The sequence below is a fragment of the Planococcus chinensis genome (genome assembly GCF_042681545.1).
GTDB lineage: Bacteria > Bacillota > Bacilli > Bacillales_A > Planococcaceae > Planococcus > Planococcus chinensis.
The window spans coordinates 151,662-164,189 of sequence record NZ_JBHUFW010000004.1 but is presented as its reverse complement, the minus strand read 5'-3'; the positions used below and the strand labels follow the sequence as shown (position 1 = coordinate 164,189).

The following is a 12,528-nucleotide window of genomic DNA, read 5'->3' as shown; positions in this document are numbered from 1 at the left end:
TCTTCCTGCTCTTTATTCGCATCTATCCCTCCCCCTTTCCATTCAGTTTTATACGCGAAGTATACAATATATTCTGAATATTTACAATATAATACTTTTCATAAGCTTAAAGTTGCAGGTCCGAGAGCCGCTAAATCATACCTTTTTCTTTTATTGTTAATTTGAACCACTTAAATAATAAATACAAAAAAATGGTATAATTTAAGGACGATACCAAATATAATTATTTTTTTGAGGTGAATTTATTTGAAAATCCTGTTCCGCTTCCGAGGCGTTCTTGCGATACTCGCTGCACTCGTTTACTTCTACTTTCTGATTGGCGGGATTGAAACCTTTTTGAATAACGACCCGGGACAGACGGCTGCCTGGAAAGAAGAAAAGCCGAACGCTTTCTTCTTTAATGTCATGATAACGTTCAGTATATTCCTGTTGTTCCTTGGCCTCTTCAACCGTTTCCTGATTAGTTTCCTCCTCACTAACGGGGTCGCCTGGTTTCTCGCGGTCATGAGCTATTTCAAGTTCAGCTTCCTAGGGGAATACCTGTACCCGTGGGACATGATGCTCTACGACAACGTCCTGAACCTTTTGCCGAACTTGATCAAAGAAGTGGACTTCGGAAAAGTCCTTCTTTACTTCTTCGGCGCCATCGCACTCGTCGCGGCCCTCGCCGCATTCATCCGCATCAAAAAGCCGAAGCGCCTGATCCGCTTGAACATTTGGATGCGGCTCGTCCTGATCATTGTGGCTGCCGGTTTCCTGAGTTTGTTCATCTTCTACCGCTCCATCCCGAACGTGGAAACGTCGCTGAAGGATGCTGGCGTCACGAATATCACATTCGACCAGAACCGCAATTACAAAACGAACGGTTTTTTCGTCACCTTCCTGCTCAATATGCAGAGCGCAATTGTCCTGCCGCCAAGCGGCTATAACGAAAAAAACATCAATGAGATTATCGAAAACCTGGAATCCCGGCCCGTTCCCGCAGGTTCATCACTTACAGAAAAACCGAACGTGATCGTCATCATGAGCGAGAGCTTCTGGGATCCGACGACCATCCCATCGCTCGAATTTGCAGAAGACCCGATGCCGACGGTCCGGCAGCATCAGAACGGCAGCATTTTGACCTCGACATTTGGCGGCGGCACCAGCAATGTGGAATTCGAAGCGCTGACTGGCTTCACGAATATGTTCCTGCCGCCCGGTTCAGTGCCGTACCAGCAATACATCAAGCACGAACTGCCGGCGCTGCCCCGCTATCTCGACGGACTGGGTTACCATACTACAGCGGTCCACCCTTACCCGAAATGGTTCTGGAACCGCGAAGAAGTCTACCGGCACATCGGCTTTGAGGAATTCATCGACATCGATGGCTTTAATGATCCGTTATACAAAGGGCCGTTCGTCTCGGACGAACAAGTGACCCGCACCTTGATCGAACAGATTGAAAGAACCGAAGAGCCGCTCTTCGCTTATGCCATCACGATGCAGAACCACACGAGCTACAACAGCAATAAATACCCGGAGTTCACCGTCGAAACCAATACGCCGCCCGAAGTCGATCCGGTCTTCAATTTGTTGCTTCGTTCCTTCACGCAAGGTATTGCCGATGCAGATGCTGCCTTTAAAGCGCTGACTGATCATTTCGAGGCTTCGGAAGAACCGACGCTGATCGTCTTTTTCGGCGACCATCTTCCGGCACTCGGCCATGACTATAAGATGTTCAAGCAAGCCGGATTTGTACCAAAGGGTCCGGGCGAAGAAAATTGGGAGCTCGAAGACTTCAAAGACATGCACACGACGCCGTTAGCGGTTTGGAGCAATTACGGCGCCGACATACCAGAGCTGGGCACCATCAGCCCGTCGTTCCTTGCCCCAGCCATTTTCGATTTGGCGGGCATCGAAAAGCCGCTCTACTATTCCCTTCTTGAAAACTTTCAGAAGGAAATGCCCGGCTATACTTCCAAAGTAAAGATCGATGCAGAAGGCGAACTGTACAAAGTGACGCCGGACAGCGTGGAAGATGTCAAACGCGTCTACGAACTGATCCAGTATGATTTATTGTTCGGCAAGCAGTATTCCAAAGAAAAATTATTTGGGCAATAAAAAAGAAGATTCCGCAGCGAGGTTACTCACTGCGGAACCTTCTTTTATTTGGCGTTTTTTCGGAACGCTTATTGCTTGATGAAAATCTGGGTGTGGTAATAGCCGTAGCTCCCGCCTTTGTATGTGCCAATCCCGATATGCGTATAGCCGCTGCTCAGGATGTTGCTCCGGTGGCCGGGGCTGCTCATCCAGCTCTGCATGACGGCTTCCGGCGTGCGCTGGCCGGCTGCGATATTCTCGCCGGCGCTGCTGTATGAGATGCCGGCGCGCTTCAATTGGTCGCTGTACATTCCGAGCGTCGGCGAGCGATGGTCAAAATAATTATTGGCTGCCATATCCTTCGATTTGGCGATGGCCAGACTCTGCACACCTGCATGCGATTTCAATGCAGGAACGCCGGCTTTTGCACGTTCTTTATTAACCAGAACGAGAACTTCCGACATGAACGCCGCCTCACCGGCCGGTTTTTCCGGCATCAAAATCCGGTGAATAAAAGCGGCAATCTGAGCTCTCGTGACATTCTGATACGGGCTAAATGTCGAAGGCGTCGTACCGGAAGTGATGCCATTCGTCACCAGCGTATCTATATAGGAATAGAAAGAATTGGCCGTCGCCACGTCTTTGAACGCTTGGATCTTCGAACTCGTCCCTTTCAACTCAAAAGCGATGACCAGAATCTTCGCAATCTGCGCACGCGTCGCAGGCTGATACGGATTGAATCTTGTCGCTTTCGCGAACACGCCGAGGTCCGTCAACGCGGCAATTTCCTTATAGCCGGTCGTAGTTGAAGAGACATCCTTGAATCCCGGATTTGGCCGGTTCGCCGTGGAAATGCCAAGCGCCCGCACAATCAATATCGCACTTTGAGCGCGCGTCACCGATCCGGACGGATCAAACCTGCCGTCCAATTTGCCGCTGATGATGTTCTTTTCGGTTAAATCCGTTATTGCGTCGTGTGCCCAATGAGATGATGGGACATCTGGGAACGCGGTTGCTGCTTGTGAAGCCTTAGGGTTAGCCGAGAAAGCGATAATAGCAGTAAACAATACTAGCATAACCTTTTTCAATAAAGCGAATGATTTTAAGTTCATACGAAACTCCTTCTATAAAAGCTTTTGATTTAATAATATTATGGGCTCTTATAAAAACATTTTTTCAGAAAAATAATATTTTGTTAATTTTATATTCAAGGAAATATATTTTTATATAATTATATATTCCCTTTTTTAGATAGACAATAATTCATGAAATTTAATAACTAATGCAAAATTTCACAGTCATTCTCAATCAACTCACTTTTTTTACACTTATATTAATTCTTAATAAATACTAGAGGTAATATAAAACAAAAAAAGGATTACACTTCAATTGAAGTGTAATCCTTTATTGTATAAATTATTTAGCTACAGTTACAGATTTGAATGTTGGGTGCAAGTTACCAGCTTCATCAGCAACATCGAAATCTTCTGCTGGAGTAAGAGTAATTGTTTTAGCATACTCAGTTGCAGTCAATTCATCTTCTAGAGTAATAGTGAATTCACGACCAGAACCTTCTTCGATTGTTCCTGTTTGAGCTACACCGCCAACTAGAACTTCAAAGTCAGTTGAAAGATCAACAATAGATTCAGCATCCATGTTTTCATTGAAAGTCAAAGTAATTGTTTCCAAATCTTCTTCAAGTTCTGCAGTTAACAACATTGGTGCAGTGTTATCTCCGAATTCGATGACTTCAGTGATTGCATCAATGTTATTTCCAGTCAAATCAGAAACGTTTGAGATTGAAAGTACGCGGTCTGCATCAAATGCAAATACATTTTCTTTCAAAGTCAATACTACAGTTTCTTTATTTCCAGAGAAGTAAGCATCTGCAAATACTGATTGACCATCAACTTTGTAGTTAGAAAGGTTCAATGCGCTTGAATTCATTGCTTCGCTGTAGTATACAGTAACTGTTCCATCAGCAGCAGAGTAATCAACGTCTTCAACTTCTGGTTTAACTTCATTAGCTGGAAGATCAGACAAACCAAATGATGTAGTGTAAGATGTGCTGTTGCCTTCAGTATCAAATACAGTATCTTCAGCAACAGTCAATTTGTAGCTACCAGAAACAGCGTCTGCTCCAACAGCGTCAGAAAGATCAACTGTGATTTGCTTCATGTTTCCATCAACATAGTCAAATTCAGCATTGTCAATTTCAATTACAACGTTTTCAGGAGTTCTTAGAACAGCATCTTCAACATCAGACAAGTAAACATTTTCGTCAAATGTCAAAGTAACAATACGTCCTTCAACTTCAGTTGTAACCAATTTCGGAGCTGTTACATCGTCAAAGTAGCTAATTTTCTTAGTTACTGTAACAAGTTTGTTTGCATTCAAATCTTCTTGACCAGCAAATGTGAATGAAACAACGCTGTCATCTTCCATTTCTTCGAACAACTCGATCGTGTAAACTGTTCCAGTTGCATCTACTTCGTACTCATACTCTTCTAAATCAGTTCCGTTCAAAGTACCTGTTTCAGACAATTCTTCTGAGAAAGTAACTTCAATTACGTCAGAAGCTAGAGCTTTAACAGATTTCACTGTTGGAGCAACAAGTTCAGTAGCACCCGTACGGAAGTTAGCAGTTACTGTGTTAGCTGCAAAACGGTTACCAGCCAAGTCAGTAGCACCAACCATTGTCAATGTGTAAACTTCGTCATCTTCGAGTGAAGAAGTGTCAAGTGTAAGGAAAAGACCTGATTCGTCTAATTCTGCAACTAGTTCTTGATCTACTCCGTCAGAGTCAGTCACTACAACTGTTCCTTCATCTTCTAATGGCTCGCTGAAAGAAACTGTAAGTTCATCATCAGCAAATACATATTTAGAACCAGTAACAGTCGGAAGTTTAGTATCGTTTACTTTCAATGTTGTAGTTGTTTCTGCAACAACTTTTTCATTGATGTCTTCGATGCTGTCGTCAACACTTGTTGTAAGTGTAACAGTTGAACCGTTCTCAAGAGCATCATCAGCAGACATAGTGATTGTTACTTTTTTGCCGTCAGCAGAAAGCTCAAGTTCAGCTGAAGCTGGTAGGCTTGCACCATCAAGAAGGTAGTTTGAAGCATCAGTAGCAGTTTCTTCATCTACTGGAGTTCCGAAAGATACTTCGATGATGTTAGTATCAACAACGTTTACAGAAGTTACGCCTGTAACGCCTGGCTCAGCTGGGTCAACGATCAAATCTTCAAGAGCAAGCAACCAACGAGCGAAGTCGCCGCGAGTGATGTTGTCGTCTGTTCCGAATTGAGTAGCTGATTTACCGTTAGTTACTTTGTTGTCAACCAAAGCCGCTACAGCAGCCATGTAACGTGAGTTTACATCAGTAAACTTAACGTTTGAAGTGTCGCCTTTAAGGTCGAAAGCGTTTGCCAAGAAGACTGCAGCTTCACCGCGAGTGATGTCTCCGCTGAAATCGAAAGAAGTAGCAGTTTTACCGTTAGTTACGCCAGCAGCTTTCAACGAGTTGATAGCTAGAGCGCCACGAGTCGGTACATCAGTGAAACCTGATGCAGGAGCATCCGGGTTGTTAAGGCCAGCAGCGTTAGCGATCATGATCGCAGCATCGCCACGGATGATTTCTTTAGAGATACCGAATTGTGTTTCAGAAATCCCTTTAGCGATAGCTTGTTCAACAACGAAATCAACCGCTGCTTGATATTGTGGAGCAACGTCCGTGAATGCTGCTGTTTTTACGTCATCTGCAAATGCAGCTGGTACTACTGCTGTAGCTACTAGAGTAGCTGTCGCTGCAGTAGCAACGAATTTCTTGTAAGACTTTGGTTGGTAAGCCATGTGTGTTATTCCTCCCTAATTTGGATGTTGATTTGTTGATTTGGCGAGTTGTTAAACTCAATTTAAACCTCTGAAAACAATCCATTAATGCCAAATTAAGTATAATAGCAAATACTAATGATATGTAATGCAATTCTGACTTAATGGGCAATATGAATTATTGGACCAGGGATTTAAACTCTTAACTAGTGTAACAAAGATGGCGAATATTTCAAGTGATATCTGCAAAATTTATCCTATAAATTACATTTTATTATGAAAATGATACGTAAGTATGACAAATAATACCGAAATCAGAAAATTTAGTCGCATATTAAGTGGTATATCCCCATAAATATAACTTATACAAGACTGTAAAACGTTGATATAACAATGTTTAGTAAACAAGTGGCTATGTGGCTGCGTTTATTTATTCATCAGCCTAAAAAATAATTAGTTATTCGAAACGTTTCCTGCTTGTAATAGTTCAGTATTTTCTGCCGTAGGTCTAATTTATTATCACTCGGGACAAATCACCTTTTGCCACTAAATTCAGTGTTTGAGGTGTAAGCTGTGTTTTTTGGCTCCTTCCTTTATAATAGAAGGAGTGTTATTTTTTCTAGGAGGTAAAGATGTTTACTAAGATTAAAAATTTAAGCCCATGGCTTTGGGTGCCTGTTTTGGCAGGCTTTGCCCTGCGTTTGGCTATTCTCATCCATTATGGACCGGGCCTGAATTTAAATAGCGATGACGTCTTCTATATCGACAGCGCCAAGTACCTGTTGGCGGAAGGCAAACTGGTTTACGTCGATCACACTGAGCCGACCGTACATATCATGCCAGGCCTGCCGTTCCTAATCGCTGGCGTCTTTTTCTTTTTCGGAACCGGCACTGCCGGCCTGGCAGCTGCAAAACTGCTGATGATCCTGCTCGGCTGCGTCAGCATCGCCGGCGTCTACAAAATCGGCGAACGCCTTTTCAGCCCCGTTGCCGGATCGGTCGCTGCCATGATTCTGGCGCTTTACGTCCCTATTGCCGTATCCGACAATCTGGTTGCAACGGAAGCTCCGACGACCGCGGCGTTTGTCCTGTTCGTCTACTTCTCGCTCCGTTTGGGCGACACGTATTCCATGAAGGATTTCTTTTGGGTCATTGGGACCTATCTGTTCATGATTATGTTCCGTCCGACTGTAGCACTGTTCCCGCTACTGCTGCTCGTCTATCTAGTCTTCAAGGCGTATCCGTTAAAGATTGCCTTCAAGCAGTTCGCCATAGCAGCAGCTCTGCTGCTCCTCGTCCTTGGACCTTGGTGGGCACGCAATTATATTGCTTACGACGCCTTTATTCCGCTGTCAGGCGGCGCAGGCAATCCGATGCTTCTTGGCACATACCAAGCGCACGGCTATAAATACGGGCCGACTTCCCGCGAGGTGATCGCTGAACTCGTTGAGAAGTATCCGGATGCGAGCCGCTACCAGCAGAACATCTACCAGATGGAAGTAGCGAAAGAGCGCATCGAACGCATGCGCGAGCACAACCCGGAATGGCTGCAAGAAACGTATACAATCAAGAAATTCGAAATCCAGTGGAAGGCTCCCTTCTATTGGATTGAAGTATTCGGCATCACCGCCGAAAAAGTACGGGCGGCCTATCAGGTGCTGATTTGGACGAGCGTCGCTTCCTTCTTCCTGCTCCTGGCATTCAAGCTCAACCGGTGGCGCGAACTATTGTACCTGTTCTTGTTTTTTGCGTATTTCACTGTCATGAACAATGTCTATTTCGCTTATCCGCGGTATAACCAGCCGCTCATGCCGTTTGCTTTCCTGTTTATCGGCGGAGCGGCCCACGTCTTCGGACTCGCGTTTTCGAATTCGAGGCAAAAAAAATCATCCCCATCAGAAATTTGATGAGGATGGTTTTTTATTTATTAGCTTCGTTAATCTTTTTTTGTTAGGTAAACGTACTTTTGAGTAAATAAAGGCTGCTGTTATACTATAAATCAGTTCTGATCAGAGGAGGTCCCATAAATGAAAGAGTATTATAACGGCAAAAACTTTTGGGATAAAGAAAAAAGTTGGCGAAATCAATACCCAATCAATGAGGAAATTATTCGAAAAGCAGAAGCTCAGTTAGATCTAAGCTTTCCAGAAACATTCAAGCAATTAATGAAAGACCATAATGGTGGAGAACTTACTTATCCATATTTTATAATGCCAGACAGATCCGGGAAGTATCAGTTAGATATTGATCCTATTCATTTCGAGGACGATGATACGAGCATTATATCGTACGGTAATTTGTTGGAAGAAGCAAAGTTGCCGGGGAATCTAATTGTATTATGGTCGGATTACCATCACTGGCTTGTAATGGATTATCGTTTTACAAAAGAAAACCCTTCTATCCAATGTATTCAGGAAGATTACTCCACCGAAGAAATGTCTTGGAAATATATTAAGATGGCAGATACATTTGATGATTTTATAAAACAGCTTTTTCGCATAGTGGGCTAGGCTAGCTCATTTTTGAAAACGTTATGTATTTATTCCTTATTCCGGAAGGCTTTAGGCATCAATTCTTTTAAAAAATAAACTTGGTTCATATCATTTATATCCCTCTTGTAGAGTGCCTATCCAGCGCCGGCGCGTCCACGGGCTGGGCGAAGCGTTGAGACGATTGCCTTTCTCGGCTCATCGCGAAAGCCATGCCCAAAGCGGCCGAAGCGGTTTAAATAGCTTGTTTCTTTCATTACCTTCTATCTAGAAAGTCTCTCTTTAGACCACATTTACTTGCTTTGGATTTTCTATGAGCGTTTAACGGACTTCTATGAGCGTTCGTCAGGCTTCTATGAGCGTTCAAGCATTCCTTATGAGCGTTCGTCGGACTTCTATGAGCGTTCAAGCGTTCCTTATGAGCGTTCGTCGGACTTCTATGAGCGCTCAATCGATTTCAATGATCATTCAAGTTATCCAATAATTACACTCCCTCCCAAACCCAAAAAATCACCCGCATCCATGAAGATGCGGGTGATTTCTTTAATTGGACTTGATCAAATTCTCTTTCACCATCAGCATTGCAAGAATCGCTGCCAGGTAAATCGACACAGCAGGTGCTGTCAGCACATGTCCCGCAGTATAGGCGATGCCTGTGCCTAGAAGGAACGCGACGCCATAGAGCACGTAGAAGTACGTGAAATGCGTCTTGATGTGGCGCACGAAATGGATCAGGTACTTGCCTGCGAAATAGACGAACGGTGCGATCAGGTACAAGAATCCGATCCAGCCGAACGAATAGAACCAGTCATGGAAATCCATCTCAATCATTTTCGGTGTTTTGCCTGGTTCCGGCACTTCGTAATTCCCAGCGAAGCCCATACCGAACAATTGCTGTCCGATCGGTGAACTGAAGAAGTCATCGTTCATCACTTCTTTATACTTCTCGCGTGAACTGAAGATCAGGTTCTGGACTTGTTCATTCGTAATATCGGGTTCCTCTACCGGCTCGACATATCCCGGTTCGCCTTCTAGAGGCAACTCTTCGCCCGGACGTTCCACCGGATCCTTGAAGTCGATGCCAAGTGATGTGATGTGTGCGAACATATTGCCGAATACCGGCGTAACCGGCGTGATAACCACTAGCAGAACTGTCAGGATCGCCGAAACGATGAGATTCGCTGTGATGTTCTTAGTGTTCTGCTTCATGATGAAGCGCATGATCAAGCTGCCGAACAGAACCGACAGCAAGACGATCAGGATGCCGCCGTAGCCGACTTTGGTGCCGAGCGCGAGCATTCCGAGCGACAGAATTACAAACGGAATCCAGGCCCATGACTTTTTCAAGGAATCGGTCTTCTGCGTGCCGTAAAGCGCCATAATCGGCAGCACGATTGCCATGATTGCGCCGATTTCATTGCCCGCATAGAACCAGCCGGTAAAGCCGACTTTTGTATGCGAGTAATTCGACAAGCTTGTCCCGGTGATCTGGGCGACCACAAAGACGATGCCGATGATCAATCCCGAAATCCAGAAATACTTGGTCGTTTTTCCGGAAATGTCGTAATCGCGGTCTTTCAACTCACGGTAGACAATCGTCAACCCTAAAAGAACAATATGGAAATAAATTACTTTATTGAAAAATTTCAACTCTTGGAATAAATAATACGGATCTTTTACGTTCAAATTGACGGCGATGTTGATGCCTATGACTACTGCCAATCCGATGAGGTACACCGTGAACAGGCGGCTGATGCGGCTCTTTTTCGATACCCATAAGAGCAGGGCCAGCATGGCTACCATATAAGCGGCCCGGATCAGGACGCCTACGGTCAGGCTGGTGTTCACCATAAAAATGGAAGCAGTCGTCAATACATCGATGATTGGCTGCAAGGCAATAAAAGCCACAAATAACATGAGTATTTTTTTATAATTCATAGTTGGGGGTCCTCTTTCATTTTGTTAGCTCAAGTTCATGGAATATAGCCGATAGCTTCGACTGGATCTTCTTTTGTTCATACTGTTGAGCAGTTTGATAAGCGGCTTGGCCGGCTAGTGATTTCTGTTGGTCGGATAATTGCTCGTAGGCGGCTAAGCCTCTTGCCAAATCTTCAGGGTTGCCGGGTTCGAACAGCCAGCCATTCTCGCCTTCGACTGTGTAGTCGAGGATGCCGCCGATGCGGCTTGCGAGAATCGGTGTTTTGCACGCCATGGCTTCCAGCCCTACCAGCCCCAGACTCTCCCCTTTGCGGGTCGTCGGGAAGATGAAGAGGTCAATGATGTTGTAGATAGCTGCCAGATCGGCATGCTTCATCAGCGGGAAATGGATAACCGACTCGTCCAGGCCAAGCTCTGTTTTCATCTTGAAGAACTTGGCGTCATCCTTGCCGGATCCGACCATGATGAGGCGCACTTCCTGTTTCAATTCAGGATGTTCTCTCAGGAATTGGGCAAACCCGTGCAAGAGGTGGTCCCATCCCTTGCCGACATCCATCCGCCCGACATAGCCGTAATAGCGGAAAGCCGGGTCCAAGTTAAAGCGCGCCATGAGCTCCTTCTTATTTTCCTTGTCTGGATAGAAAACGGCGTCGTTGACTCCGCCGGACGGGAAAATGCGGATCGGCGTTTGTACGCCGTATTTCTCGCGGACCAGCCCTTCGTAATACCGGGACGGCGTGATGATCACCGACGATTGTTCGAGCAGCTTTTTGACGTTCGGCTGGAATTTCTCCTGCGACGGGACTTCCGGCACGACATCGCTGCCGTGCACATTCGTCACGATGCGCACCGACGGCTTCATTTTCTTGAGCATCAAGAGCGGCAGCGCATTGTGCGCGGCGTAGTGGACATAGATTGCGTCATATCCGCCGCTCATGCCTTTGCGGATGACGTTCGCGTAATGCCCGGCATAGCCCAATGCTTTCTGCCATTTCGCCGTCTTTTTTTGGATAACCGCTTTCTCCACTTGAAACCCTTCGTTGGCAAGGATGGTTTCCGTGTTCTGGACAAACACGCCATAGCTCGGAAATTCCTTAGAAGGATACATATTCGACACCAATAAAATTTTCATACGGATCCTTCCTTCCAAATGGTTATTCGTAGTCTTTGATTTTCGCTTTCATGTATTCGAGCAAGTCTGCGCGGAGGTCCGGACGCTGAAGCGCGAATTCGATCGTTGTTTCGACAAAGCCGAGTTTTTCACCAACATCATAGCGTTTCCCCTCGAATGCATAGCCATAAACATTCTGGATCTTGTTCAATTGCTCGATGGCATCGGTCAGTTGGATTTCCCCGCCTGCCCCGACTTTCATCTGTTCAAGGAATCCGAAAATTTCCGGATTGAAGATGTAGCGGCCGATGATCGCCATGTTCGACGGCGAGGTGCCTGCTCTCGGTTTTTCAACAAAGCCTTTTGCTTTGTACAAATGATCGAAATGCTCGGAAGGGTCAATGATGCCGTAGCGGTATGTCTCTTCTTCCGGCACTTCCATGACGCCGATGATCGATGACTGGGTTTCTTCGTACTTCTGCATCAATTGCTTCAAGCCTGGCGTCTCCGCCTGGATGATGTCATCGCCAAGTAGGACTGCAAACGGCTCATCGCCGATGAATTTACGGGCTGTCCACACGGCATGGCCAAGGCCAAGCGGCGCTTTCTGGCGGATATAGTGGATATCGACTTTGCTGGATAATTGGACCGCATTCAACAGCTCGAATTTTTCGGATTCAGCAAGGCGCGTTTCCAGAAGATGCGCAGAGTCGAAATGATCTTCGATCGCCCGCTTGTCTTTTCCGGTAACGATGATGATATCTTCGATTCCTGAATCGATCGCTTCTTCGACGATGTATTGGATCGTCGGCTTGTCGACGATCGGCAGCATTTCTTTCGGCATCGCTTTGGTTGCAGGCAAGAAACGCGTGCCTAAACCAGCAGCGGGAATGATCGCTTTTCTGACTTTCTTCATGTCCGAGGCCTCCTAGGGTAAGTTGAAATAGATTTATAGCAGGTGATGATATTCCGCAAAACAGCTTCGCTGAAAACATATGCTCCTGCATCGCTTCGCTAGCTTCGTCGCAAAGACTTAGCCTCGCAGGCTTCGGCTAATGTCTTGCCTGCGGGCGTCTC

General features: G+C 45.6%; 8 protein-coding genes. 3 read left to right on the top strand and 5 right to left on the bottom strand.

Annotated elements, in window-relative coordinates; genetic code table 11:
- The first annotated feature begins 246 nt into the window (after nt 1–246).
- Entirely contained in the window at nt 247–2,103 is a 1,857-nt protein-coding gene (locus ACFSDB_RS03260) for an LTA synthase family protein (protein ID WP_204891013.1), read from the top strand.
- 68 nt (nt 2,104–2,171) lie between these two features.
- Here the strand turns inward: ACFSDB_RS03260 and ACFSDB_RS03255 are convergent, their stop codons facing one another.
- Both ACFSDB_RS03255 and ACFSDB_RS03250 read right to left on the bottom strand, forming a co-directional pair.
- Entirely contained in the window at nt 2,172–3,194 is a 1,023-nt protein-coding gene (locus tag ACFSDB_RS03255; protein WP_204891014.1) for an S-layer homology domain-containing protein, read from the bottom strand.
- Nucleotides 3,195–3,498: 304 nt separating this feature from the next.
- Entirely contained in the window at nt 3,499–5,934 is a 2,436-nt protein-coding gene (locus tag ACFSDB_RS03250; RefSeq protein ID WP_204891015.1) for an Ig-like domain-containing protein, read from the bottom strand.
- A 611-nt stretch (nt 5,935–6,545) separates the two neighbouring features.
- Between ACFSDB_RS03250 and ACFSDB_RS03245 the strand changes: the two genes are divergently transcribed.
- Nucleotides 6,546–7,820: an ArnT family glycosyltransferase gene (locus ACFSDB_RS03245; protein WP_204891016.1), complete on the top strand. Its 1,275-nt coding sequence runs from the start codon at nt 6,546–6,548 to the stop codon at nt 7,818–7,820.
- A gap of 120 nt (nt 7,821–7,940) precedes the next feature.
- The gene (locus ACFSDB_RS03240; protein WP_204891017.1) at nt 7,941–8,423 is read left to right on the top strand and encodes an SMI1/KNR4 family protein; all 483 of its coding nucleotides are present in this window, start codon (nt 7,941–7,943) and stop codon (nt 8,421–8,423) included.
- 522 nt (nt 8,424–8,945) lie between these two features.
- Here the strand turns inward: ACFSDB_RS03240 and ACFSDB_RS03235 are convergent.
- From ACFSDB_RS03235 to galU, 3 genes are read right to left on the bottom strand one after another with little or no spacing between them, the layout of a single operon-like run.
- Nucleotides 8,946–10,340 carry an O-antigen ligase family protein gene (locus tag ACFSDB_RS03235; protein WP_204891018.1) on the bottom strand — a complete coding sequence of 465 codons (1,395 nt, stop codon included), beginning with the start codon at nt 10,338–10,340 and terminating at the stop codon, nt 8,946–8,948.
- Between the two features lie 16 nt (nt 10,341–10,356).
- The gene (locus tag ACFSDB_RS03230) at nt 10,357–11,472 is read right to left on the bottom strand and encodes a glycosyltransferase family 4 protein (protein WP_204891019.1); all 1,116 of its coding nucleotides are present in this window, start codon (nt 11,470–11,472) and stop codon (nt 10,357–10,359) included.
- A 22-nt stretch (nt 11,473–11,494) separates the two neighbouring features.
- Entirely contained in the window at nt 11,495–12,367 is an 873-nt protein-coding gene (galU, locus tag ACFSDB_RS03225; protein ID WP_204891020.1) for a UTP--glucose-1-phosphate uridylyltransferase GalU, read from the bottom strand.
- Between the last annotated feature and the right edge of the window lie 161 nt (nt 12,368–12,528).

Excerpts from the sequence above, each read along its gene's own strand:
- ACFSDB_RS03255 (WP_204891014.1), bottom strand. The coding sequence starts at position 3,194 with ATGAACTTAAAATCATTCGCTTTATTGAAAAAGGTTATGCTAGTATTG.
- ACFSDB_RS03250 (WP_204891015.1), bottom strand. The coding sequence starts at position 5,934 with ATGGCTTACCAACCAAAGTCTTACAAGAAATTCGTTGCTACTGCAGCG.
- ACFSDB_RS03245 (WP_204891016.1), top strand. The coding sequence starts at position 6,546 with ATGTTTACTAAGATTAAAAATTTAAGCCCATGGCTTTGGGTGCCTGTT.
- ACFSDB_RS03240 (WP_204891017.1), top strand. The coding sequence starts at position 7,941 with ATGAAAGAGTATTATAACGGCAAAAACTTTTGGGATAAAGAAAAAAGT.
- ACFSDB_RS03235 (WP_204891018.1), bottom strand. The coding sequence starts at position 10,340 with ATGAATTATAAAAAAATACTCATGTTATTTGTGGCTTTTATTGCCTTG.
- ACFSDB_RS03230 (WP_204891019.1), bottom strand. The coding sequence starts at position 11,472 with ATGAAAATTTTATTGGTGTCGAATATGTATCCTTCTAAGGAATTTCCG.
- galU (WP_204891020.1), bottom strand. The coding sequence starts at position 12,367 with ATGAAGAAAGTCAGAAAAGCGATCATTCCCGCTGCTGGTTTAGGCACG.